Here is a 26,307-nt window from a genome sequence, read left to right as displayed (position 1 = left end):
AAATGAAGATAGCGTTTAAATTTTTCGAAATTTTATCTACAAAGAAGTGATTGATACACTATGAAGCCTAATGATGTTGTCTCGAGCCTGCCAAATAACCCGACACCGAATACTCATGCCTCTGTCGATTCTGCGCAGCAAGAACAACAGGCTGGCTTAGATTTTGTTCGCCAAGTGATTACTGATGACTTGGCTACGGGACGTGCAAAGCAGATCGTAACGCGTTTTCCACCAGAACCAAATGGCTATTTACATATTGGTCATGTAAAAGCAATTTGCCTAAACTTTGGTGTGGCTGAAGAGTTTGATGGTTTATGTAATTTGCGTTTTGACGATACAAACCCTGATGCTGAAGAACAAGAGTATGTTGACGGTATTGCGAATGATGTGAAATGGCTTGGTTTTAACTGGAATGGTGAGCCACGCTATGCATCAGGTTATTTTGATCAATTATATGCATGGGCAGTTCAACTCATTGAGCAAGGTGATGCATATGTAGATTTACAATCCCCTGAAGAAATTAAATTAAACCGTGGTAGCTTTGTTGAACCGGGTAAAAATTCTCCATACCGTGATGCCTCTATTGAAGAGAATCTTGCTCGCTTTGAAAAAATGCGTAGTGGTGAGTTTAAAGAAGGTGAAGCAGTTCTACGTGCCAAAATTGATATGGCAAGTACCAATGTACATATGCGTGATCCGATTTTATACCGCGTATTGCATTCAGAGCATCACCAAACTGGCGATAAATGGAAAATCTATCCAATGTATGACTATGCTCATCCATTGTCTGATGCTATTGAGGGGATTACTCATTCGCTTTGTACATTAGAATTCCAAGATCACCGTCCGTTTTATGACTGGATTGTAGAAAAAGTAAAATCTAAAGCGGTTCCACATCAGTATGAATCTTCACGTTTAAACGTGGACTACACCATTACGTCAAAACGTAAATTACGTAAATTGGTGGAAGGTGCTCATGTAAATGGTTGGGATGACCCACGTATGCCAACTGTAGTGGGTATGCGCCGTCGTGGTTTTACTCCAGAAGGTCTGCGTGATTTCTGTAAACGTGTAGGTGTGTCAAAAACTGATGGTATTGTAGATGTTGCAATGCTTGAGTTCTGTATTCGCCAATCTTTAGAAAATACAGCTGCGCGTGGTATGGCTGTTTTAAGCCCACTTAAAGTGACTTTAACCAATTTACCAGAAGATATGGATCTTAATCATGCTCGCCATCCAAACGTGGATATGGGCGATCGTGTGATTCCTTTAACCAAGGAAATTTATATTGACCGTAAAGACTTTGAAGAAGTACCGCCAAAAGGCTTTAAACGTTTAATTCCTGAGGGTGAAGTGCGTTTACGCCATGCTTATGTCATTAAATGTGATGAAGTCATTAAGGACGCAAATGGTGAAGTGATTGAGCTGAAATGTTCAATTGACCCTGAAACCTTAGGTAAAAATCCAGAAGGTCGTAAAGTAAAAGGGGTAATCCACTGGGTATCTGCAACCAAAGGTATTCCTGCTGAAGTACGTATTTATGATCGTTTGTTCACAGAAGCAGACCCTGAAACAGGTGACGATTTCTTAGCAAACTTAAATCCGGACTCATTGAAAGTATTAGAAGCTGTCATTGAGCCAGCTTTAGCACAAGCGAATCCTGAGGATCGTTTCCAGTTTGAACGTGAGGGTTATTTTGTGGCGGATCAACATGATCATTCACCTGAAAAACCAGTGTTTAACCGTATTCTCGATTTGAAAGATAGCTTTAAGCCTGAGAAAAAGTAAGACGAGTAACATGTTTTTGAGTAAATAGCAGATATAAAAAAGCCCAATTTAGTTGGGCTTTTTTATATCTATTTTCTTACCTAGATTATTCTTTATTATGCTTTGGCAAATAAGCTAAGCTGGATTAATCACATAAAAATAAAGAACAATGATTATAAGAAGAATAGATGCTAGTGATAAATAAGTATTCACTGTATTAAAGCTTTTAATAAATTTCAGGATATCCATAGTAAATCAGCGTTTATTTTATATTACAAAATGAATAAATTTATAATACACGTAATTTAAGAATAAATGTTCTTAAAGATAGATTTTTAATCTACCTTTGATTGAAAAATAAACGTTTAGTTTGTGATATATAATCTAATAGACTAATTAATTAGATTATATTTTTATAATTTAATCACTATATCCAATACGTTTAAGAAATTTTTGAATAACTTCAAAAGCAGCGTGTTCGAGGCTATGAGCATATTGCTGATTTTCTTGGCGAAGTTTTGAAATTGAAATGTTGGCATGGCGAAGTTCACACGTATGACCAATTAACCATTTTTCAAAATGGTCTTCAGTGGTTTCAATGTGGAACTGCAAAGCAAGAATATTATTGCCGACTTCGAATGCTTGATTAGTATAAATATCAGAGCTTGCTAAGAGCACCGCATTTTCAGGAAGATCGAAAGTGTCACCATGCCAATGTAAAACATGCACATTATTAAGCAAACCAGATAAAACCTGGTTAGCGCGAAGGCTTAAGCTCAGTGGACCCCAGCCAATTTCTTTTTGATGTCCAGCATATACTTTAGCGCCAAGTGCATGAGCAATAAGCTGTGCACCTAGGCAAATGCCAAGTGTAGGTTTGTCAGCTGCTAAGCGTTGTTTGAGTAAAGCGATTTCATCTTTTAAGAATGGATAATCGTCAGTTTCATAAACTCCGATTGGGCCACCTAAAATAATGGTTAAACCTTCATGTGCAAAAGCAGGGGTTAAATCATCAACACCTGCCTCGAAATAACGGACGCGAAATCCGAGTTGATAAAAGACATCTTCTAATGAACCTAAGTCTTCGAAAGCGAGATGCTGAATGGCATAAATAGTTTTTGGGAAGGCGTTTGTTGTGTTCATACAAATGATTCATAGAAGATCAATAGGTGGAGTATAGCGATAAATATAAAGAAGAGAATATCTGTATAAATCGCCAATACACGAAAATTGATATTTTTCGTTAAGATGATGTTGTTATGCAAAAGATTATCTATTTTTGAATAAATGTCTTTGCATATTGCACTGTCTAAAATAATAGCTTTTGAGTTTCTTCATAATCTATGTTTGAAAGTTGGTGTTCATCTTTTAAATTAACTCCTGAAAACCCAAGCTGTTTTGATTTTTTCATTAATGCCATTAAGCGTTGTACCGCAACCGGAATACTAAGACCTGCTGAGCGAACATTAGAAATACAATTACGTTTGGCATCGAGGCAGCCTGAATAGGCATTCCATGTGTAGTAAATTCCCATACTGTCAGGAGAGCTCAAACCCGGGCGTTCTCCAATGAGCATAACCAGCATGGATGCTTTAAAGATTTCTGCGACTTCATCACCTAAGGCAACCCGACTGCCTGTTGCTAGTGCAATTGGCGCAAGAGTCCAGTTTTCTTGCTGAACTTGTTCACTTAGCGCGGTAATGAATGGAATAGCATTCGCTTCAATCGCTCTTGCAGAAAGTCCATCACCGACCACAATACAAACATCGTATTGTTGAGGGGCTTCTGCATATTTCTTAATTAAGACATTTTTTGATTGATCTGAAAGCTGACGTCCTAAATCAGGACGTTTAAGATAGATTTCCTTATTAGGAGCATTACTTTCTATATGAATGCTTTGAAGATGTTTTTGTTGTAATTGTTCGGATAAATAGGAAACATCCATGTCTTGATAAACTGCATCTTTTGCCTGTGCGTGAGACAACTGGAACTCAAGTAAGGCTTGTGTTGGGATACTACAACCCGCACGGCCCAGCGCAATACGGGCATCGGTAAATTGTTTGAGTTTTTCCCACTGGTCTTGATGGGTGCTTGATGGATATTGAATGTCGCGATTAAGTTTCATGACGTTCTCCCTAGTTCATGAGCAGACGAGAGAATTGGTCAGGCATGTGGTCTGCCCAACATATTTGAGAGTTTTGCTGTTTAAAAATACCTTGTTGTTCAAGCCAAGCTGAAAACTCTGGGGCGGGTTTTAAACCTAGGAGTTGTCTTAAATAGAGGGCATCATGGAACGAGGTCGTTTGATAATTGAGCATGACATCGTCTGAACCCGGAATTCCCATAATAAAATTAATGCCCGCGGCGCCAAATAGGGTAAGCAGAACATCCATATCATTTTGGTCAGCATCGGCATGGTTGGTATAGCAAATGTCGCAGCCCATTGGTACTCCGAGTAACTTGCCGCAGAAGTGGTCTTCTAGACCTGCACGTATAATTTGTTTGCCGTTAAAAAGATATTCGGGACCAATAAAGCCAACGACTGTATTCACTAAAAGCGGATTGTATTTACGGGCCACTGCATAGGCGCGAGTTTCCAGTGTTTGCTGGTCAACGCCGTGATGTGCATTGCTGGATAAGGCACTGCCTTGACCCGTTTCAAAGTACATGACGTTTTGCCCAATGGTTCCGCGTTTAAGTGCGAGTGTGGCTTCATATCCTTCTTGAAGTAAATCGAGTGAAATTCCAAAACCTTCATTAGCCAGCTGCGTACCAGCAATCGATTGAAACATTAAATCAATCGGCACATTCTTTTCAGCAAGTTGAATGCCTGAGCTGATATGGGTGAGTACACAAGATTGCGTCGGAATTTGATATTCCTGAATGACATGATCAAGTAATTTCAGTAGCTCTGACAAATTATGTAAGTTATCTGTCGCAGGGTTAATCCCAATTACGGCATCACCATTGCCGTACATCAAACCATCTAAAATACTGGCAGAAATACCAAGCACATCATCGGTTGGGTGATTGGGTTGTAAACGTGTAGAAAGATGACCTTTTAAACCAATCGTGTTGCGGAACTGGGTAATCACTTCACATTTGCTGGCGACATAAATCAAATCTTGATTGCGCATAATTTTGCTGACAGCAGCCACCATTTCTGGAGTTAAACCCGATGCTAATGCTTTTAAGCTTTGTGCAGTTGCTTCTTCTCCAAGTAACCAATTCCGAAAATCGCCTACTGTAAAGTGTGAAATAGGGGCAAAGGCAGCCAGATCATGTTCATCAATAATTAAACGGGTAATTTCATCGGTTTCGTAATCGACCACAACCTCATTTAAAAAGGTTTTAAGCGGTACATCGGCCAGTGTCATTTGTGCCGCAACATGTTCGGTTGCGTCTCTGGCAGCTACACCTGCTAATTCATCGCCTGAACGTAACGGTGTAGCTTTTGCCATCAAGGTCTTCAAGTCAGCAAAGTGATACTGTTGATTGGCGACAATATTGCGATAACTCATATTTGCATCCTTTTGTTTATAGTTCTTGTTCTGCGGCTTTAATATTTGCAAACTCTTCTTCTGGCGTACCTTTAACTAAATGATAGCGGCTATAGAATAAAAAGTAAGCAATAAACACGACGTAAATAGCGGCAGCAATGAACCATACTTTCGGATTAACAACAAAGCCTGCGATCACAGCAGCCACTGCTAAAACCAATGCAATGCTTGAAGTAACGATACCTCCGGGAGTTCTATAAGGACGAGGCATGTCGGGTTTAGATAGGCGGAGTTTGATGTGGGATAAGAGAATCAACACATAAGAAATGGTTGCACCAAAAACGGCAATTAAAATCAGTGAATCACCTTCTTTGGTAAGTGAAAGCAAGAACCCAATAATGCCCGGAATAATAATTGCGAGATAAGGGGCTTTATTTTTATTGGTTAAAGAGAGTGAAGTAGGTAGATAGCCAGCACGTGACAGTGCAAAGATTTGACGTGAATAGGCATAAATAATTGAAAAGAAACTCGCGATTAAACCTGCTAAACCAACAAAATTTACAAAAGTCGCAAGCCAAGTGTTGGTGCCATAGACTTTAACCAGAGCATCTACGAGGGGAGCGCCTGAGTTTTGTAAAGTGCTCGCACCTGCTGCGCCCGCACCCAAGAATAAAATGAACATGGCAAACGCCGTTAATATGAGCATTGCACCGATTAAACCGCGTGGGAGGGATTTAGCTGGATCTTTCGCTTCTTCGGCTGCTAAAGGAACACCTTCAACTGCAAGGAAAAACCAGATTGCAAATGGTACTGCGGCCCAGATGCCTAAATAACCATGAGGTAGAAAACGACTTGCACCAGTTGCTATGCCAACAGGAATATCTAACAAGTTTTGTGCATTAAAATGTGGAATCATTGCTGCAATAAACACAACCAGAGCAACAGCTGCGACAAGGGTAATCGCAAACATAATTTTTAAGGCTTCACCGGCACCTTTAAGATGTATGCCCATAAAAATGGCGTAGCAGGCGAGATAAATCATCCAGCCATTAATACCAAATAAAGATTCGCAATAACCCCCAATAAACACGGCAATCGCCGCAGGGGCAATAGCGTATTCAATTAAAATAGCTGTCCCTGTTAAATAGCCACCAAAAGGACCAAAAGCCGCACGCGCAAAACTATAACCGCCACCTGCTGTCGGCATCATGGTAGACATTTCTGACATAGACAGACATAGGCACAGGTACATAAGTGCCGCGAGTGCTGTGGCAATAAACATACCGCCCCAACCACCTTGAGCAATACCAAAGTTCCAACCCGCAAAGTCGCCGGATATCACATAAGCTACTCCTAAACCAATCAGGAGTAACCAACCAACCGTACCTTGTTTGAGTTGACGCTGAGCAAAATATTCTGCTGATGAGACTTCTGTGCTTGAAGAAATGACGGAAGCTGTTTCTGGTTGATTCATACAATACTCCTACGAGTGGGTTTGTATGAATCAATGCAAAAGCAATGCCTAAATGAAACACTTTAGAGAGTAGATGGAGCTTTTTTATTCTAAATGATAAAAATTCAAGCTTATCTGCACCAAACAAAGAAGCCAGCAATCTAAATTACTGGCTTCTTATATGATTAGTCATCTTACTTCTTTCAAGTGTTGATAGTTTGGTATCAACTTGGTGCGAAACTTAAAAGAAGCCCATTGGTTTAGTTGAATAACTCACTAACAAGTTTTTAGTTTGTTGATAATGATCTAGCATCATCTTATGGTTTTCGCGGCCAATACCAGACTTCTTGTAACCACCAAATGCAGCATGTGCAGGGTAGATGTTATAGCAGTTTGTCCAGACACGGCCAGCTTCAATAGCACGACCAGCACGATAAGAAATGTGAGCTGAACGTGACCATACACCTGCACCTAAACCATACATGGTGTCATTGGCAATTTTAATTGCATCGTCAAAGTCTTTGAACATTGTCACAGCAAGTACAGGTCCAAAAATTTCTTCTTGGAAAACTTGCATGCCGTTGTGACCTTTAAAAATAGTCGGATCAACATAGTAACCATCGCCTACTTCTTTACGGCCGCTACCACCAAGTAATAGTTCTGCACCTTCTTCACGACCAGTGTTAATACAACGTAAGATTTTCTCTTGTTGTTGCAAAGATGCTTGAGCACCAATCATGGTTTCAGTATCAAGTGGATGACCAGTTTTAATACGTTTTACGCGCTCGACAGCCATTTCCAAGAACTGATCAGCAATGCTTTCTTGTACTAAAGCACGAGAAGGGCAAGTACATACTTCACCTTGGTTTAAGGCAAACATGGCAAAACCTTCAAGCGTTTTTTCTAAGAAGTCATCTTCTTTATCCATGATATCTTCAAAGAAAAGGTTCGGTGACTTACCGCCAAGTTCTAAGGTAACTGGAATAATATTTTCAGTCGCATATTGCATCACCATTTGTCCAGTTTGAGTTGAACCTGTGAACGCGATTTTTGCAATACGTGGGTTTGTCGCTAACGGGCGGCCGACTTCTGAACCGAAACCATTGACAATGTTGAGTACACCCGGCGGTAAAATATCTTGGATGAGCTCAGCCACTAACAAAATACCGACAGGTGTTTGTTCAGCTGGTTTAATTACAACACAGTTACCAGCTGCTAAAGCAGGTGCAAGTTTCCATGCTGCCATCAAAATCGGGAAGTTCCATGGAATGATTTGACCAACTACACCGAGTGGTTCGTGGAAATGGTAGGCAATAGTATCTTCATCAATTTCAGAGATGCCGCCTTCTTGGGCACGAATACATCCAGCGAAATAACGGAAATGGTCAATCGCAAGCGGAAGGTCTGCTGCTAAAGTTTCACGAACGGCTTTACCGTTATCCCAAGTTTCTGCAACAGCAAGCATTTCAAGATTTGCTTCTAAACGATCAGCAATTTTTAAAAGGATATTCGAGCGTACTGTTGGTGAGGCTTTATTCCATGTTGCTTTTGCTTTGTGTGCTGCATCTAGAGCGAGTTCGATATCTTCGGCACTAGAGCGTGGAATACGTGTAAAAGCTTTTCCGTCAACAGGAGATACATTGTCAAAATATGCACCTTTTACAGGTGCTACCCATTCACCGCCAATAAAATTTTCATATTGTGATTTGAATTGTACTTTTGAGTCTGGTTGATTTGGATCGATATAGCGCATATAAATATTCCTTTGCTTTTTAGGACTAAAGACTAACAAGAACCCTGTCAGTAGGTACTTTCGTACTTTGTGTAATTAGGATATAAAGAAGAAGGTTGGAGAAAGGTTGGAATAGAAATGTGGATATATAAGGAATTTACAAATGTTCACAAAAAAGGATTTATTGCAGCAACGGACGTTGATTGATCAACTGCGTACGCAAAATAGTCTCTCTCCTCAAAATGCTGCCAAACTGGGTCAAAGTATTGCAAGTTCATGGGAACGGTCAGCCTCTGCTGCGATTCCTAAAGAGCGTTTTGCGGCCCCATTAGTCGACAAAAAATCTGCTTCACAGAATGCTTTAGATCTGGCGCTCAGCCAGTGTGCCGACGACTTACGTCATATTGCAGAGCAATCTTCAATGGTAATTGCTGTCGGTGATATTGGCAGTACGATTATCTGGACCGCATCCAGTGCTCAAATGCAAAGTGCTGCCGAACGTGTACATTTTGTGCAGGGTGGTCAGTGGCGTGAAGAATTTGTGGGCACCAATGCCTTGGCTTTATCTTTAAAAACTCAACAATCAAGCTGTGTTTTTTCAAATGAACATTACATGGAATCGATTCATGAGTGGGTGTGTTATGCCGCGCCGATTATCGATCCATACTCAAAACAAACTCTCGGTGTCGTTGATTTATCAACCACTTGGAAGAACCATAATAGTTTAGGAATATTGGCTGCTGAACGTTGTGCATCCATTATTCAGTCAGCACTACTTGAGCAACAGCGCCAGCAATTACATATTCGTGCTTTTTCGACACCGCAAGTTAAATTTAATGGCAAAAGCTTGTTATTAACACCGCGTCAAATTGAAATTTTAACTATATTGGCTTTATGTCCACATGGCTTAACTTTAGAGCATCTTTATCAGGCGCTCTATGGCGAACGTAAAGTCAGTATGGGTACGCTTAAAGCTGAAATGTCTCAACTTCGGGATATTTTGGGTGGTTTACTTGGTTCACGTCCATATCGTTTACTTGTGCATGTAGAGGCCGATTTTTTACAAGCTGAACAAGCACTGGATGCCGGATATGCAGCTTCGGCTTTGCAGCTTTACACAGGCGTATTTCTGGCAAAAACGGAAAGCCCATTTTTATGCGCATGGCGTGACTGCCTTGAATCACGTTTAAGTGATGCAATTTTTAAAACACAAGAAACGGATTTATTACTTAAGCATTTGGCTCATTTCCCTGAAGCAATTGATGCGGTAGAACGTCTTATGGAGTTAGTACCGAGCGACCATCCTGCGCATCAACTACTGGTGAAATACCTTGATTCACCTAAGCTCAGTTAAGTGATTTTTTGATCCAGCCACTGGAATAATTGTTGATAGACTTGTTCTCGTACTGGCTGGGCCGAAAGGACTAAATCATGCAACCCATTGTGAATAGAGACCACAGAGACATCGCCTTTGATTTTTTTACCAAATTTCGCAATGTCTTTAACGTCTAAAATTACATCGCTTTGAGTCGCATCTGCTCCCCATTTTTTAGGGTTTTTAGTCTGATGAGAATGCATAATCAGGGCGGGAATATTGAGTTTAACCCCGCGATGTATTTCTTTTTGTGCTGTATGAATCGCATGTAAAAAGCTGAGTTGAACCGTAGGGGCAGACGTTGGTTTCCAGTCCAGATTAAAGTCCCATTCGCCCTTAAGCTGTTTGTGAAGGCTCGCGGTGTACCATTTGTTTAATTGACTTGGGAATTTAACTTTTGGCAGATATTTTCCTACTCGACTGAGTACTGGAATACCAAATTTTTTCTCGACCAAGCTTAAATTAAAATCATAAAACGGGCTGTTTGCCCAAAGTGCTTTAATCAGAGGATGGTTTGGGTTATGGGCAGCATAAAGCGTTGCCGTCAAACCGCCAGTCGAATGCCCTGCAAGTAAAACTTGGGTGTGCTGTTCTTTGGCAATGATATCTAATGCTTGAGTAATTTCGGCATCGTATTCATTTAAATCAAGCACATTATAGAAAATTTGATGGGGTAGCTTTGAACGGCCGTATTTTCTTAAATCCAAGGCATAGAAGTCATAACCATGCGCATTGAATTGCTCAGCCATTTCGGTTTGAAAGAAATAATCTAAAAAACCATGAATATACAGCACGGCTTTTTGAGTAGATTCAGCAGCTTTTTTACGCACTAAGGTGGCTACCACTTTACCTTCATAATCATCAGGAAAGTTGAGTGTGAGCTGTTCGTAGCCAGTACCTAAAATATCTGGAACATAATTTTGATTAGCTGAAGATGTATTCATTTTTATCGAGCTATTGTAATTAAGACATGCTGAGTATCCTTCAATGAAATGGGCGAATTGTCAATCAGGTTTAGAGAAGGTTGGAATAGAGTTTCTAAAAAAAGGGAATACCGCTGGAGCTAAGTATTCCCCAAAAAAGTAAGTCAACGGTCGGAGGGATTTGACTTACTAGAGGGATATGCCATTACATCAGTATTAAAGTGCTGCTTTGAAAATCTCCACAACTTGTGCATGATTTGCTTTACGAGGGTTGGTGAGCATACACGCATCTTTTTGAGCGTTATCGGCCATGACAGCCAGATCTTCAGTTTTTACACCAAGCTCGGTTAAACCAGATGGAATACCAATTGATGAAGACAGTTCACGAATGGCATCAATTGCAGCATATGCAGCTTCCATAACGGTTAGGCCTTGAGTATTTACACCCATTAATTCCGCGATTTTTGCGTAGCGATCTGGGCAAGCAATTAAGTTAAATTCGCATACATGAGGTAACAAGATTGCGTTACATACTCCGTGAGGAAGGTTATAGAAACCGCCCAACTGGTGAGCCATTGCGTGAACATAACCTAAAGACGCATTGTTAAATGCCATGCCAGCCAAGTACTGTGCATAACTCATCGCATCACGCGCTTCGATGTTTTCACCATTTGCGACAGCAGGTTGTAACCACTGACTAATCATGGTGATTGCTTTTTCTGCACAAGCATCGGTAATTGGGTTGGCCGCCGTAGACACATATGCTTCAACTGCATGGGTTAAAGCATCCATACCTGTTGCTGCTGTTAGACCAGCTGGTTTGGCAATCATAAGTTTCGGGTCATCAATGGCAATAAGAGGGGTACAACGCCAGTCGACAATCGCCATTTTTACATGAGTGTCTGTATTGGTAATAATACAGAAACGGGTCATTTCAGATGCAGTACCGGCTGTTGTGTTCACTGCAATCAGGGGTGTCATTGGTACTTTACTTTTATCAATACCTTCGTAGTCACGAATATGACCACCACCAGCAGTGACTAAACCAATCCCTTTTGCACAGTCATGAGATGAACCGCCACCTAGAGAGACAATAAAGTCACAGCCATTTTCGTTATAGGCATTTACGCCATTATGGACATTAATATCAGTTGGGTTAGGTTCAGCACCCGGAAAAATATGGCTCGCAACGCCTGCTTCTGTTAAATAGTTCGCAATAAGATCTGCGACACCGAATTTAAATAAGCCTTCATCGGTCACAATTAATGCTTTTTTTGCACCTAAATTTTGTGCCTTTGTACCAATTTCTTTGGCGCATCCTGGGCCAAAGAGTGATACACAAGGAATATAAAAACCGTTTGTTTGATCTGCAATATTTTTAAAAGCCATGGAGTGATTCCTTCTTCCATAAATCCATTGTTTGTTATTACAGGTGAGCCTCACCATGGACTTAGTATTGTGATGTGAAGATTATTTTCCTACCTACCAAAAACCTACCAAATATTATTTTGTTTTTAATTGTTGATTTATAATGATTTTACAGAAATTCTAGCGCATTCATTTAATTTTTTCGGGAAAGTCGTTAAGCTATGGGCTGTTGAAGATGTACTTATGAGATTATGAAACAGGAAACTGCGCTTAAACTGCTTAAAGCAGGTGAAAATGTCTTTTTAACCGGTTCGGCTGGTGCAGGGAAAACCTATACACTTAATCAGTACATCCAATACCTAAAAGCACGTAAAGTGCCTGTGGCAATTACAGCATCTACAGGTATTGCTGCAACACATATGAACGGTATGACCATTCATACATGGGCGGGCATCGGTATTAAAGATCAGTTAACTGATGATGACCTAAAACGTATGAAAGAGCGTAAATATCTCAAGGAACACCTTGAAAATGCGCAAGTTCTCGTCATCGATGAAATCTCGATGTTGCATGCGAAGCAGCTTAATCTGGTCAATCAGGTTTTAAAATATTTTAAAGAAAGCGATGAAGCATTCGGTGGCATTCAAGTCATTGTGGCTGGAGATTTCTTTCAGTTGCCACCCGTTGGACGTAATAGTGAAGCCAACCGTGATAAGTTCTGTTTTATGTCTGATGCATGGGTCGAAGCCAAATTTCGCGTATGTTATTTAACAGAACAGCACCGTCAAGATGATGAAATTCTAAATCAGATTTTAAATGCTATCCGTGCGCAGAATATTCAATCAGATCATTTACACGCATTACGTCAATCACGCTCACATGATATTGGTGAGACCTTTACTCGTCTTTATACGCACAATATGGATGTCGACAATATCAATTATCAGCACTTAAATGAAATTGATAATGAAGGGCATCAATTTAATGCAGTTTTAGATGGTAATGAAAAACTATTAGAAACTTTGAAATCTTCGGTACGCGCACCAGAAGAACTCACCTTAAAGAAACATGCAAAAGTCATGTTTGTTAAAAACAACTTTGATATGGGATATATCAACGGAAGTTTAGGTGAAGTTATTGGCTTTGAAGAAGACGATGAAAACGGATTACTGCCGAAGGTAAAACTAACCGATGGCACGACATTGCTGGTTGCTCCTGAAACATGGTCAGTTGAAAACGAAGCAGGAAAAGTGATTGCAAGTTTTCAACAAATTCCGCTTCGTTTAGCTTGGGCAATTACCATTCATAAAAGCCAAGGTATGACTTTAGAAGCTGCTGAAATTAACCTCACGAATACCTTTGAAAAAGGTCAGGGTTATGTAGCATTGTCACGTTTAAAATCTTTAACAGGTCTTAAGTTATTAGGTATTAACGAGCAAGCTTTAGAGTTAGATAGTTTAGCTGTAAAAGCTGATCGTCGTTTCCAAGAGCTTTCTAAAGAAGCTGAAGACAACTTTGCAGATGTAGATTTAACTGCTCAGCATAAAGCCTTTATTCGTCACTGTGGCGGTACCTTAAATGAAACTGAGATTTCTCGTAATGAGAAGAAGCTAGCAAAAGGTGGAAAGCAAAATTACGCTACGGCAACGCTAGACGAGACACGTGCGTTGTTTGAAGAAGGCTACGAAATTGAAGACATTGCGCATGAACGTGGTCTCACACCAGCAACGATCATTAATCATTTGGCTCGACTTCATAAAGAACAAAAGCTGGATATTTCGGTTGCCCACCCAGGTGAAGAAGTTGTCGAAGAAATTCGTAAAATTTATAAGAAGCTGAAAAAACGTCAAAATCCAGATCATTTTTCTGATGATGGTTCGATCAAACTAAGACCAATCGTTGAAGCAACCAGTCCTCGAATGGGATATGATCAGGTTCGATTAGCTTTATTATTTATTGAGTAAAGTTTAATTAGCTTAATGACTTATTATATAAATTGAGGTGGCTATGCCGCACGTGATAGTTGATTATTCAGAAAACTTAACTGGATTAAACGCAAAACAATTACTTGAAGAAATTAATACCACACTCATTGAAACAGAGTTGTTTAGCCCAGAAGACATCAAAAGCCGTGCGCGTAAAGATGATGTTTTTCTGATTGGCTTAGGCGTTGATCAAGCCTATATTCATGTAAAAGCCTATATTTTGTCTGGAAGAACTGCTGAACAAAAACAGCTAATGGGTGATCAGCTCTTAACGACGCTCAGCAATAAAAAATACCTACCACAAGAGTTTAATAAAGAAATTCAATTGTGTGTTGAGCTGATCGACATGCCAAGAGACGATTATTTTAAGCAAGTTGTATAGGTCTAAAAAGCGCAATTTCGATCAAGAATAGAGATCAGCACTATGCAAAAGTAGTGCTATCGAATGAACAGACATAAATGTATGGCTGTATATACATAAAAGCTGCAACTGGTTTGCGATTATATTCAAAGACATTTAAATGAAGATTTAGATGTTGATCGATTGAGCCAGATTGCGGCCTTATCTAAGTTTCATTTTCATCATATTTTTGCCGTTCATATTGGCTTAAATGTAATGAAATTTATTCAACTTTCTCGATTAAAACGAGCCTCTTTTCAACTGGCTTTTGAACCCGATCTCAAGATTATTGATATTGCATTGCAAGCCGGGTTTGATAGTCCAGAGGCATTTACTCGTGCATTTAAGCGTTCATTTGATCAAACTCCTCGGGCTTTTAGAGATAAACCGGACTGGGAATCTTGGCACCAGAAGTTTGTTTTTACGATTCCGAAAAGTGAGCTAAAAATGAATGTAAATATTGTTGAGCGACCTGCTGAAAAGATTGCCTATCTATCGCATTTAGGAAGTCCTGATAAAATCTTGGAAACAGCTGCGCAGTTTATTGCCTGGCGTAAAGAAACAGGTTTATCACCTGTGATCAAGTCTAAAACTTATGGTATTCCGTTTGCTGACCCCTATCAGACACCACCTGACGAGTTTCGGTTTGATATTGCAGGTTCAATTGAAAAAGCTGTACCTGAAAATAGTTACGGTGTACAGACAGGTGAAATTCCTGCGGGGCGTTATGCAACCGTAAGACATTTTGGCAGCCATGACCAGATTAAAGATAGCGTCTATTACATCTTTAGAAACTGGTTACCTGAGCAACCAGAAGAAGCCGGGGATTATCCGGTTTTCTTTCACTATCACAACTTTGTGCACGAAGTGAAAGAGTGTGATCTTATTACAGATATCTACTTACTTTTAAAGTGAGTGTAGCGTGATAAAGGCATAACATGCTGTTATGCCTTTAAACCTAACAGTTTGATATTTGCATATTGCTCAATCAGGTTAGCATCTAACATATGGATATAGTCCATAAAGATGTTACTAAAACTCCCCATAGTTTGTGCCTGATTGGCAGCAAGCTTACCTGCAATTGCAAAATGCACATGAGCGGAAAGCGCTGCAATGGTTGGCGTTGTTACCGAACTATATGCCGCGATTAGCGCACCCAAAGCACAGCCCGTTGCCGTAATTTTAGGTTGTAAGGGGCTTCCACCGTTTACTTGGATAACGACATCCAGTTCTTGAGATAAAATGTAATCTGATTCACCTGAAATGGCGATACAGTCTGTATGTACTAATAGCGCGTAAGCCTGTCGATAGGCATCATCACTACTTAGCGTACTATCTACACCTTTAGATTGAACTTGATTGCCTGCAAGCGTACTGATTTCTGACGCATTACCACGAATAACGCTGGGCTTAAACTGTAAAAGCTCATCGGTCATTTGACTGCGCCAAGCTAAAATTGGTCCATAGCCAACCGGATCAAGCACCCATGGAATGTTATTAAGCTGAGCTGTTTTAGCTGAAATTTGCATGGCTTGCATTTGCTCAGAAGTGGGTGTCCCTAAATTAATACTCAAGGCAGATGAGATTTTGGTAAAGCTTTCTGCTTCATAAGGGTTATCAATCATCGCAGGCGAAGCACCAGAAGCGAGTAATACATTGGCTGTATAGTTAGCCGCAACGCTATTGGTAATACATTGTACAAGAGGCGTTTTGGCTTGCATGGTGTGCCAAGCTTCGATTACTTGTTCAATCAAAGTAGATGTTGATGTCATATTATTATCCTTATGAAGCCAAAGATGACAGATTTAATGGGTAAAATAATGATCTTGATGCTTACATTTTTGGCAAATCAAAGAAACATAATCTACTGCATCGTAGTCAACGCTTAAATCATTTGAGCCACAATACATACAACGTTTGACAGAATAAAAGTTTAAACGTGGTTCAATTTTTCGCCATGCTTTCCATACAGGTTGCACAAAGATCTGTTCGTCATAGCCTAAGAAACGATTAAGCAAAATATAACTCATTTTACTATAGGGAATATTGTGAGGACGGGGGAGCATAGAGGTTTCCCACTTTTCAGCCAAGGCTCTTTCACGATATTGTTCTAAAGTTTTCTTTAATAGATTGGTATTAATAAACTTATCATTACGAGGCTGTAAAACTTTTTGTTTATAGAGATATTCGAGTGCAGTTTGTACCAGATAATAAATTTGCCCAATGGCGAGTGAATCCATTAAACGATAGCAAAAGCTTTGAAAGTTTGAATTTCCGGCAATTTGGATGCCCCAAGTTCGGCAGTAGAATTGCATAAACTGGATAATTTCTTGATAAAGCACCTGAAAAAGTACGTCTTTAACTTCGTCTGCACTACGAAAAGGTATGCCGAAACTTAAATTTTCATAAAACCAATTACGCAGTTGCTGAGCCACACTAAATAAACTTGGATCACTGTAGCCATCTAAACGAATATTTAAGTAAAAACATTGTGGATCATCAGTTTGATCATTGGTATTGAGAATGCCATCTTTATGCAATTGTTTAATTAAATAACTCTGAAACATCCAGTTGGGAGTGATGTGATGGTATTTAATTTTGTCCCAATGAATATATTCATCATGAGTAATTTCTTCGCGGGCATATTCATCTAAAACGCTTAGCAAGAAAAGTTTATGTAAGAAGCTAAGCTGTTCCAGACTGCGTTGTGGTTGCTCTTTTGACTTAAATTGGCGTTGTTCTTGTAGTCGTGTTTGCTGTAAAAGTTTTTTCCGCTGTTTCGTGCATGTTTCACAGTGGCAAGTCATTCTTTGATCTTTAAATATACGGTGCTGGCAATGACTGCATTCATGAAATTGAATGTCTTGTTCAAATTGCTCGGCATCTACCCAATACATTGAGGCTTGGCAGAGAGGACAATGGCTACTTTCATCTAGCTGTTTCTGTAGAATTTGTAAGGCCATTTTGCTCCGAACATAAAATAAAAATGATGGGGCTATTATACACAGGCGCGCTATAGATAGCGGAAATTGCCAATTTCGTTTGTTGCTAAAATAGAAAAAACCTAAAATCTATGTTTCGATTTTAGGTTTTCATAGTGGGCTAAAAAGTCGAATTAAACAGGGCACGGCAAGCTCTCATCATTCTGGCCAAGCTTTTTGGCATTAATAAGTGCTTGTACTTTTTTACTTGGTAATTTCACTTTACCTAATGCATCGTAAGTATTAACAATAGAAGTAACCTCCTGATCAGTAATTGAAATACCTTCAGCAGACAAGAATACAGCAATCACATGGTGGTCAAGTCCTGCTGCTGATAGATCATGAATTGCTTTGATGTTCTCTAGTCGATGAAAATGTGCTTTAAATTCCATGCTGACACCTCTTGTTCTAATTTAGATAACCATATTGGTATATTTAATTAGGCAAGAACCATGCCCAAAATGTAAGCTGTCTCTAAATAATGTTAAAAGCTAAAGGTGTTTTATTTTTATTGTATAGATTGCTTATATAAACAACGGTTATCGTAAATTTGGTCTAATCTATGCTAATAAAACAAGATTCTAATTTGAAATGTATAAATGAAGTCCCATTAATTTCATAAAGGTAAGCGAATACAGTATGTATGATTGAGTATGATCAGGTTCATAACAACTCGTACTACCGTTTCATACGAATATATAAGGAATAAAGATGAATATTGCGGCGCAGCCTCCAGTTCAGGCAGATCAAACAGTTTATTTAAAAGATTATCAAAAACCTGCGTTCTTGGTTGAATCCATTAATCTTGATATTCAAGTCTATGACGACAAAACAATTGTTGATTCAACATTGGTGATGAAGCGCCAAACTGCTGGAGATCTGGTGTTATTGGGTCGTGATCTTGAGTTGCAATCTGTTCAGCTCAATGGTCAAGTTCTTACTCCTGCACAATATTCACTCGATAGTGAGCAACTGGTGATCACTGATGCACCAGATGAAGTCATTTTACAAACTCAAGTGATTATTCATCCTGAAACCAATACTCAACTAGAAGGCTTATATAAAGCAGATGAGTTGTTTGTAACGCAGAACGAACCTGAAGGTTTCCGCAAAATTACGTTTTATCCAGACCGTCCAGACGTACTCTCAGTCTTTACTACACGTGTAGAAGCAGACAAAAAATATCCAGTGTTACTTGCCAATGGTAACTTGCTAGAAACAGGTGAGGTCGGTGAAAACCGCCACTTTGCGATCTGGCAAGACCCGACTAAAAAGCCAAGCTATTTATTTGCTTGCGTCATTGGTGATTTAGCAGTTCTTAAAGATCGTTATACGACTTCTGAAGGGCGTGATGTTGCTTTAGAAATTTACGCCATTGAGAAAGACATTCCAAAATGCCATATCGCAATGGAAGCATTAAAGCATTCTATGCGTTGGGATGAAGAACACTATGGCCGCGCATATGACCTCGACAACTATATGATTGTTGCAGTGAGCCAGTTCAATATGGGTGCTATGGAAAATAAAGGTTTAAACATCTTTAATACCTCATGTGTACTTGCCGATGATGAATACACCACTGACGCAGCGATTATGCGTGTACAGTCTGTGATTGCGCATGAATATTTCCATAACTGGACAGGGAACCGTATTACTTGCCGTGACTGGTTCCAGCTCTGCTTAAAAGAAGGTTTAACCGTATTCCGTGATCAGTCTTTCTCTGAAGATTTACAATCTGCTGCGGTTCAACGTATTGATGATGTAGCTGTACTTAAATCACATCAGTTCCCTGAAGATGCAGGTCCATTGTCGCATCCGCCACGTCCGGATCACTTTGTAGAAATTAATAATTTCTACACTGCGACAGTCTATGAAAAAGGTGCGGAAATTAACCGCATGATGTCGACCTTGTTAGGTAAAGAAAAATACCGTCAAGGAACCGATGAATATTTCCGCCGTCATGATGGACAAGCCGTGACTGTAGAGGATTGGGTTGCAGCGTTAACTGCAGGTTCAGGTGTCGATTTATCTGCATTCTTAACGTGGTATAACCAACCGGGTACACCAAAGCTCGAGGCAAAAGGTGAGTATGATGCAGCAGCACAAACTTATCGTTTAAGCTTTAAACAAAGCCTAAAAGCACATCCTAAATATCCAAATTTAAAAGCTGTTCCAATTCCTGTGGCCTTAGCACTATTTAATGCTAAAACAGGTGAACAATATACCTTGCATAGCGAAAGCCTATTCGTAAACGATGTTAAAGATGGCGTGTACTTATTTGACCAAGATGAGGCAACCATTGAATTTACAGGCGTGACTGAGCAACCTGTTGTGTCGCTACTCCGTAATTTCTCGGCTCCTGTAAATCTTGTGTTTGATTATACTGATGCAGAATTAGCATTTTTAATTCAGCACGAAACAAATGGTTTTAACCAGTGGCAAGCAACTCAAACCTTACTTGAGCGTATTTTGCTAGAAGACCATTCTGCAGATGCCTACATTCAAGCAATTCAAAGCACTTTACCAGAGTTGGTTGGACGAGACCCGCTTTTGGCATCGCGTTTGTTTGATGTACCAAGCGAAGGTTATTTAGGTAGCCGTATCGATCAGGATTATGCACCATCCGATATTCATGTAAAACGTGAAGCCTTACTTAATCGTTTAGCTCAAGACTTGGGCTCATTCTGGAAAGATACTTACCTTACACTTGACCCAGAGCTGCAAAAAGAATTTTCTTTGGCAATGGGCGTGCGGGCATTAAAGAACATCATGCTCATGATGATGGCTCGTCAGGGTGATCAAACTGCATTTGAACTCGCACATGTGCAATATCAAAATACAGGTAATATGTCTGAACGCTTAGGTGCGCTGCGCGTATTGGTTTGGCAAAATGCACCTCAAGCTCAAGATGCGCTTGCTGATTTTTATGACCGTTTTAAAGATGAAGCTTTATCTTTAGATCAGTGGTTCATGATTCAGGCAGCAAACCCAAATGCGACAACAGAAACAATTGAGTATCTGACTCAACATCCTGACTACGATTTAACAACGCCGAACCGTATTCGTGCGGTAAGTGGTGGCTTGTCAAATAATCCTGAAAATACGTGGGGCTTTGGTGTAGCTCACTTTATTAACCTTGCACAATATCTAGATGAAAAGAACCCAATTTTAGGTTCGCGTCTATTACAGGTATTGTCACGTTGGTATACGCTTGCAGAGCCACAGCGAACTCAAGTTCAACAAGCTTTACAAGCATTGCAGCCTAAAGTGAAATCGAAAAATGTCTCTGAAACTTTAAATAGTATGCTGAGTGTTTAATTAGATTTAAAAAACCACAAAATAAAGGTCTCGTAAGAGGCCTTTATTTTTATACATTTATATAATCTCAAAACAATAAAATTATTCTTATAGTGGTTTATCAATTTCTCTACTACACATCATTTTACTTTTTAATTTACTTGTAATATTGAAAATTTGGTTAAAAATTAATCTTTAAAATATATATAAATAAAAAATAGAGGCAATAATAATATAAAAAATTAAAGTAACTAAGCTCATAATTAGCATTTAATTATCTGCAACTTAGCAAAAAATATTGACATATTTGCTTAAATTTTTTTCAATAAATTTTATGGCATTTTTAATAAAATAAATTAAATCAAAATCTTAATTATTTTAAATGTTAATCGTGTGTTAATAAGGTTTAATTTGGGTAATTGTATTTTATTAATTGGAACTCAAAATAAAAATACTGTCATACATTTTAATATTTTTTATGTATTATGAAAAAATAGGGTAAAAAATATAAGCTTTAAAAGAGCAGTCAAATTAAAAATGATTGTATGAGTAAGGGTTAATTTTTTTACAACTATTAATTTCAACAATTTAATGTAAAAAGGTTTAGACCATGAAAAAGACTTTTTATTATTTATCAGCAATTGCTGTAGGGATATTTTCTCTCAATACGGCAAATGCAGCCACAGCAACTGGAACATTGACTGTTAGAGCAACAGTAACAAATAGCTGTGTTCTAAATACATCAGCTACCGGTACAACTTCAAATGCGGTCTTGGACTTTGGTACGTTAAGTTCTCTTGCGAGTAATGTAGATGCAGATACCACGACCACGGGCGGTACTCCCATCAGGGTTTTATGTAACAACACTGTGCCATGGACCTTATCATTTGATGGTGGTCAGAATGTTTTATCAACACAGCGCCGTATGATTGGCGGAGCAACCACTACAGAATACATTCCTTACAACCTTTTCTCTGACACAGGCCGTGCAACAGCAATCGGCATTGCAACAACTGCCTATAGTGGGACAGGGACAGGTAATGTTCAAACTGTTAACGTGTATGGCCGTATTCCTGCTGGAACGACTTTACCCAGTGCTGGTAGCTATTTAGACACAGTGACAATAACGGTAACTTATTAATTTTTATAAATTAGAAATACTGTTAGCCCTTTAAAAGGGCTAATGCTTTAAAAAGTTATATTTGAGCAAGTCATGAAAAGAAATATTTTTATTCTTACAAGTTTATTCTTATCTTTATCTAGCACCCTTAGTGCAGCCACGATTCGACTTTCACCAGTGAATGTGGAGATGTTGAGTAATCAAAATGCTTCTTCAATTAGTTTATTTAATCAATCGAATGAAAGTACAGATTTGCAGATTCGTGTTTTTGAATGGACTCAGAAGAATGGACAGGACCAATTAATATCTACAGATGAAATTGCGATTAGTCCACCATTTTTAAAACTACCCCCTAATGATTCTTATAACTTGCGTGTAGTTAGAATTAATCCAGCACCTGTTTCTGGTGAAAAAACATATCGTATTATTATTGATGAATTACCAAAGCCTGTAGATAGCCGTAAAGCAGCTCAAGGAATAAATGTATTACTGCGCTCATCATTACCCGTATTTGTAGTAAATAAAGATGCGATGACTAAATTGAATTGGAAAATTGATCCTAATCAGGAGGCACCTTCTTTAAATATTAGCAATATTGGAAACCGGCACGCACTTTTAAATGATTTAACGCTTGTTGATATAACAGCAAATAAAAGTTATCCCATTAAAGTAAATACTGTAAATGGATATATTCTTGCGGAGCAGGCACGAAGCTATTCTATTAATAATTTTACATATCAGCCAAATCATAAATACAGTGTATCTCTGACAGTTAATGGTAAGAAAACCACACTTTAAGAGGCTTATATGAAATACATTATAGGTGTCTTATGTGTCGCATATCTTCCCGCGTATTCTTTTGCTGAGCAACTACAAGATAATACGAAAACAGCAGTTCCTAGTGTTCCTAAATCTATGGATAGCATTAATAAATCTGCACAGGTGAAGACTAATAAACAGGAGCAAGAGCTTAATTTTAATCAATTATTTTTGAATGTCTCTATTAATAAAAATGAGTCGGAAGACTTGATTGCTGTGAAGCAATCTAAGGATGGAAAGCTATATATCCGCTCTAATGATTTAAAAGCTTTAAGAGTGAAAGTGGATGAGTATATGGCTGATAGCCAATGGGTATGTATTAACGAGCTTAAAGGAATTCAGTTTAAATATATTGAGAAAGAACAGTCTCTAAACTTACAAGTTCCTTCGAACATGTTGACGGATTATTCAGTTGACTTAAATGGTCAGCAGATCACCAGTCCTCATTTGCTCAAAATGAAGCCGTTAAATGCTGCCATTCTGAACTATAGCCTATATAACACCCTGACCAATGACGAGAATGTTTTCTCGGGCTCGGCAGAAGGGATCTTTAACAGCGCAATCGGTAACTTCTCTTCCGGGGTTTTATACAACGGCAGTAATGAAAATAGTTATAGCCATGAAAAGTGGGTGCGCTTAGAAAGTAAATGGCAGTATGTAGACCCTGAAAAGATCAGGATCTATACCTTAGGGGATTTTATTTCCAATAGTTCCGACTGGGGCAGTAGCGTGCGTCTGGCAGGTTTGCAGTGGTCGAGTGCTTACACCCAACGAGGCGATATTGTCACCTCGGCATTACCACAATTTTCCGGCTCGGCCGCACTCCCTTCAACTTTAGATTTATACGTTAACCAGCAAAAGATTTATTCAGGACTTGTGCCTTCAGGCCCGTTTGATATTAAGCAGTTACCTTTTATTTCAGGCAATGAAGTCACACTTGTGACCACCGATGCAACGGGACAGCAGAGTGTGACCAAACAGGCTTACTATTTTTCATCTAAGATTTTAGCCAAAGGCATTAATGAATTTTCAGTAGACGTTGGGGTTCCCCGTTATAACTATGGGTTGTATTCAAATGATTATGATGACGCGACTTTTGCTTCAGGTGCGATTCGCTATGGTTATAGCAATTCACTGACCTTAAGTGGTGGTGCAGAGGCTTCAACAGATGGTTTGTCGAATCTCGGAACGGGTTTTGCCAAGAACCTGTTTGGTTTTGGGGTGATCAATGCTGACCTTGCCGCAAGCCAGTATAAAGATGAAAACGGCTATTCTGCTTTGCTTGGCTTAGAAGGGCGGATTAGCAAGAATATTTCATTTAACACCAGTTACCGCAAGGTATTTGAGAACTACTTTGACCTTGCCCGTGTGTCTCAGATTCGATATTTAAAAGATAACCAGATGACTTCTGAGCCGCAGAACTATCTGAGCTACAGTGCATTGGCAGATGAGATTTTTAGGGCGGGAATTAACTATAATTTTTATGAGGGGTATGGTGCGTATCTGGGCTATAACCAGATTAAATTTAGCGACAACTCTTATAAATTACTGTCTGCCAATTTAAGCGGAAGTATTAACAAGAACTGGGGATTTTATAGCTCAGCGTATAAAGATTATGAAAACCACAAAGACTATGGCATTTACTTTGCGCTGCGTTATACACCGTCTACCAAACTTAATGCGATTACGAGTGTGTCAAGTGATAGTGGCAAGCTGAGTTACCGACAAGAAGTATTTGGTTTATCGGAACCGAAAATCGGTTCATTGGGCTGGGGAGGTTATGTTGAGCGTGACCAAGATGCGAATGACAACAATGCCTCGGTCTATGCTTCTTACCGTGCCCGTGCAGCTTACCTGACCGGCCGATACAACCATTTTGGCGATAACGACCAAGTTGCACTTTCGGCGACAGGATCGTTGGTTGCGGCAGCAGGACGAATCTTTGCGGCCAATGAAATTGGAGACGGTTACGCGGTCGTGACCAATGCCGGACCACAAAGCCAAATTTTAAATGGTGGAGTCAATTTAGGCGTAACTGATAATTCTGGAAGATTTTTGATACCTAGTCTAATGCCATATAAAGAAAATCATATTTATTTAGATCCGTCGTATCTTCCCTTGAATTGGAGCGTCAAATCTACAGATCAAAAAACAGTTGTGGGTTACCGCCAAGGAACCTTAGTGGACTTTGGTGCTCATCAGGTCATTTCAGGATTAGTGAAGCTTGTTGATGCAAATAATTCACCTTTATTACCGGGTTATACGGTTCGAATTAATGGGCAACAAGATGGAGTCGTTGGCTACGACGGTGAAGTATTTATTCCAAACCTATTAAAGCAAAACAAACTTGAAGTTGATCTTCTAGATCATGGCTCATGCCAAGTTGACTTCACATATAACAGTAATCAGTACTCAACTAAAAAATTGGGACCTTATATATGTCATTAAATATTATGAATAAGGCTCAAATAGCGAGCTATAAAAAGATTTCCTTATCTTTAAAATACTTTATAGGTATTTGCTTATTTTATCTCGTTTACGCATTTTTTAGTCCAGCACATGCTGCTTGTACAGTAAGCGGAACTACTAATAGTACTTTTACCTACACGGCAGCAAATATTAATAGTGATGCAACTGTAAACCTTTCAGGCACAATTACTTGCACGAATTTAGGACTTCCCCAGATTTCTAATTTCATGTGTATGAAAACCGTATTTACAGGAGCAACCACTGCGAATAATAGTGTGACTTTACCATATACGGTCACTGCAACTGTAGGTGGAGCTGGGTCTTCTACCACGAATCAAACCTCCAATGTGTGGTATGGCCCAGTAGCAACAGTCGCATCAAATAATATTGTGAGCTACTCGGTAAATATAAAAGTTCCAGCCCGGACGGGATCGCTTCTTGCTTATCCGAAAGGAACATATACGACTTCGGTTCGGTTGTATTGGGATATGGATCTTCTGGGTTTATCATGCGGTGATTTAATCGGTGGCTGGGATTCAGGTGATACATTACTAACAGCAAACTTTGTAGTACCGTCGCTTTGTCAATTAAACTCAACCTCAACTGTAGATTTTGGCAATATTAATGATATTAGTACGACCAAGCGTGATTACACAGCGCAAGGAGCCGTAAATTCGACCTGCAATTATGGAACGCCATATAGCATTTACTTAGGCGATGGAAACAACCGTATTACGGGTGGATTCAGGCGTATGACCAATGGCAATAACGAATTTATTCCCTATCAGTTATATAAAGATTCTAACTATAGTACGGTGTGGGACGCCACCGGAGGCGTAACCAATGTTGGTGGGGCAGGTGGAGTATCGGGTACAGGAACTGGGAGTGCTCAAACGACCACAGTGTATGGAAAGATCCCGCAAGGTACTTCCATCGCAAGTAGACCAGGAAGCTACTCAGATAGTGTTGTTGTTACTGTGACTTATTAATTTATCAAATATATGCGGTTCTATTTGAGTGGAGTGGTTCCGCATAATTTTTAATTATATTCATTAAAACTGACTGAGCATAAAACGATATAAATTAGTTGATTTTAGTTTTTTGAAACTTGTCCGTCA

At 39.3% G+C, this 26,307-nt stretch carries 21 protein-coding genes; 10 read left to right on the top strand and 11 right to left on the bottom strand.

What is annotated here, in order from left to right; all coding sequences use genetic code 11:
• Window positions 1-60: 60 nt before the first annotated feature.
• Window positions 61-1,788, top strand: coding sequence for a glutamine--tRNA ligase/YqeY domain fusion protein (locus tag OD757_RS01940; protein ID WP_263030684.1), 1,728 nt, complete (start codon window positions 61-63; stop codon window positions 1,786-1,788).
• Between the two features lie 114 nt (window positions 1,789-1,902).
• On the opposite strand, the gene OD757_RS18280 is transcribed toward OD757_RS01940, so the two are convergent.
• From OD757_RS18280 to OD757_RS01915, 6 genes are all read right to left on the bottom strand, one after another.
• Window positions 1,903-2,016 carry a hypothetical protein gene (locus OD757_RS18280; protein WP_411267177.1) on the bottom strand — a complete coding sequence of 38 codons (114 nt, stop codon included), beginning with the start codon at window positions 2,014-2,016 and terminating at the stop codon, window positions 1,903-1,905.
• Window positions 2,017-2,187: 171 nt separating this feature from the next.
• Window positions 2,188-2,910, bottom strand: coding sequence for a glutamine amidotransferase (locus OD757_RS01935; RefSeq protein WP_263030683.1), 723 nt, complete (start codon window positions 2,908-2,910; stop codon window positions 2,188-2,190).
• Window positions 2,911-3,076: 166 nt separating this feature from the next.
• A complete protein-coding gene (gene eutC, locus OD757_RS01930; RefSeq protein ID WP_263030682.1) occupies window positions 3,077-3,892 on the bottom strand; it encodes an ethanolamine ammonia-lyase subunit EutC in 816 nt (271 codons plus the stop codon).
• A 10-nt stretch (window positions 3,893-3,902) separates the two neighbouring features.
• Window positions 3,903-5,288, bottom strand: a complete 1,386-nt coding sequence (locus tag OD757_RS01925; RefSeq protein WP_039757930.1) for an ethanolamine ammonia-lyase subunit EutB — start codon at window positions 5,286-5,288, stop codon at window positions 3,903-3,905.
• A gap of 16 nt (window positions 5,289-5,304) precedes the next feature.
• Window positions 5,305-6,741 carry an ethanolamine permease gene (eat, locus tag OD757_RS01920; RefSeq protein ID WP_263030681.1) on the bottom strand — a complete coding sequence of 479 codons (1,437 nt, stop codon included), beginning with the start codon at window positions 6,739-6,741 and terminating at the stop codon, window positions 5,305-5,307.
• Between the two features lie 220 nt (window positions 6,742-6,961).
• A complete protein-coding gene (locus OD757_RS01915) occupies window positions 6,962-8,473 on the bottom strand; it encodes an aldehyde dehydrogenase family protein (protein WP_263030680.1) in 1,512 nt (503 codons plus the stop codon).
• A gap of 142 nt (window positions 8,474-8,615) precedes the next feature.
• Between OD757_RS01915 and OD757_RS01910 the strand changes: the two genes are divergently transcribed.
• Window positions 8,616-9,806 (top strand): helix-turn-helix domain-containing protein, encoded by a 1,191-nt coding sequence (locus OD757_RS01910; RefSeq protein WP_009391894.1) that lies wholly within the window; start codon window positions 8,616-8,618, stop codon window positions 9,804-9,806.
• Here OD757_RS01910 and OD757_RS01905 read toward each other — a convergent pair.
• Complete coding sequence (locus OD757_RS01905; RefSeq protein WP_263030679.1) at window positions 9,803-10,771, bottom strand: alpha/beta hydrolase; 969 nt, start codon at window positions 10,769-10,771, stop codon at window positions 9,803-9,805. The two genes, OD757_RS01910 and OD757_RS01905, sit on opposite strands and share 4 nt — an antisense overlap.
• Window positions 10,772-10,966: 195 nt before the next feature.
• A complete protein-coding gene (locus tag OD757_RS01900; RefSeq protein ID WP_263030678.1) occupies window positions 10,967-12,139 on the bottom strand; it encodes an iron-containing alcohol dehydrogenase in 1,173 nt (390 codons plus the stop codon).
• Between the two features lie 230 nt (window positions 12,140-12,369).
• Between OD757_RS01900 and OD757_RS01895 the strand changes: the two genes are divergently transcribed.
• The 3 genes from OD757_RS01895 (at window position 12,370) to OD757_RS01885 (ending at window position 15,418) form a co-directional block, all read left to right on the top strand.
• Window positions 12,370-14,082 carry an AAA family ATPase gene (locus OD757_RS01895; protein ID WP_005306567.1) on the top strand — a complete coding sequence of 571 codons (1,713 nt, stop codon included), beginning with the start codon at window positions 12,370-12,372 and terminating at the stop codon, window positions 14,080-14,082.
• 43 nt (window positions 14,083-14,125) lie between these two features.
• Complete coding sequence (locus tag OD757_RS01890) at window positions 14,126-14,485, top strand: 5-carboxymethyl-2-hydroxymuconate Delta-isomerase (protein WP_263030677.1); 360 nt, start codon at window positions 14,126-14,128, stop codon at window positions 14,483-14,485.
• A gap of 102 nt (window positions 14,486-14,587) precedes the next feature.
• A complete protein-coding gene (locus tag OD757_RS01885) occupies window positions 14,588-15,418 on the top strand; it encodes a GyrI-like domain-containing protein (RefSeq protein WP_263031011.1) in 831 nt (276 codons plus the stop codon).
• Between the two features lie 29 nt (window positions 15,419-15,447).
• Here OD757_RS01885 and thiM read toward each other — a convergent pair whose 3' ends face one another.
• The 3 genes from thiM to OD757_RS01870 all read right to left on the bottom strand — a co-directional run bounded on the left by thiM (window position 15,448) and on the right by OD757_RS01870 (window position 17,876).
• The gene (gene thiM / locus OD757_RS01880) at window positions 15,448-16,275 is read right to left on the bottom strand and encodes a hydroxyethylthiazole kinase (protein ID WP_263030676.1); all 828 of its coding nucleotides are present in this window, start codon (window positions 16,273-16,275) and stop codon (window positions 15,448-15,450) included.
• 33 nt (window positions 16,276-16,308) lie between these two features.
• A complete protein-coding gene (locus OD757_RS01875) occupies window positions 16,309-17,466 on the bottom strand; it encodes a hypothetical protein (RefSeq protein WP_009391907.1) in 1,158 nt (385 codons plus the stop codon).
• Between the two features lie 152 nt (window positions 17,467-17,618).
• Entirely contained in the window at window positions 17,619-17,876 is a 258-nt protein-coding gene (locus OD757_RS01870; RefSeq protein WP_009391895.1) for a hypothetical protein, read from the bottom strand.
• A gap of 319 nt (window positions 17,877-18,195) precedes the next feature.
• Here OD757_RS01870 and pepN point away from each other — a divergent pair, with 319 nt between their 5' ends.
• The 5 genes from pepN (at window position 18,196) to OD757_RS01845 (ending at window position 26,178) form a co-directional block, all read left to right on the top strand.
• Window positions 18,196-20,802: an aminopeptidase N gene (gene pepN, locus OD757_RS01865; protein ID WP_263030675.1), complete on the top strand. Its 2,607-nt coding sequence runs from the start codon at window positions 18,196-18,198 to the stop codon at window positions 20,800-20,802.
• A 589-nt stretch (window positions 20,803-21,391) separates the two neighbouring features.
• Entirely contained in the window at window positions 21,392-21,922 is a 531-nt protein-coding gene (locus tag OD757_RS01860) for a spore coat U domain-containing protein (RefSeq protein WP_009391903.1), read from the top strand.
• 72 nt (window positions 21,923-21,994) lie between these two features.
• A complete protein-coding gene (locus tag OD757_RS01855; RefSeq protein ID WP_263030674.1) occupies window positions 21,995-22,699 on the top strand; it encodes a molecular chaperone in 705 nt (234 codons plus the stop codon).
• A 9-nt stretch (window positions 22,700-22,708) separates the two neighbouring features.
• Complete coding sequence (locus OD757_RS01850; RefSeq protein ID WP_263030673.1) at window positions 22,709-25,168, top strand: fimbria/pilus outer membrane usher protein; 2,460 nt, start codon at window positions 22,709-22,711, stop codon at window positions 25,166-25,168.
• Window positions 25,159-26,178 (top strand): spore coat U domain-containing protein, encoded by a 1,020-nt coding sequence (locus tag OD757_RS01845; protein WP_263030672.1) that lies wholly within the window; start codon window positions 25,159-25,161, stop codon window positions 26,176-26,178. The genes OD757_RS01850 and OD757_RS01845 overlap by 10 nt, the downstream gene beginning before the upstream one ends.
• The last annotated feature ends 129 nt before the right edge of the window (window positions 26,179-26,307 follow it).

The sequence above is a fragment of the Acinetobacter sp. AYS6 genome, assembly GCF_025630795.1.
Taxonomy (GTDB): Bacteria; Pseudomonadota; Gammaproteobacteria; order Pseudomonadales; family Moraxellaceae; genus Acinetobacter.
This window is presented reverse-complemented; position numbering and strand designations above follow the sequence as displayed.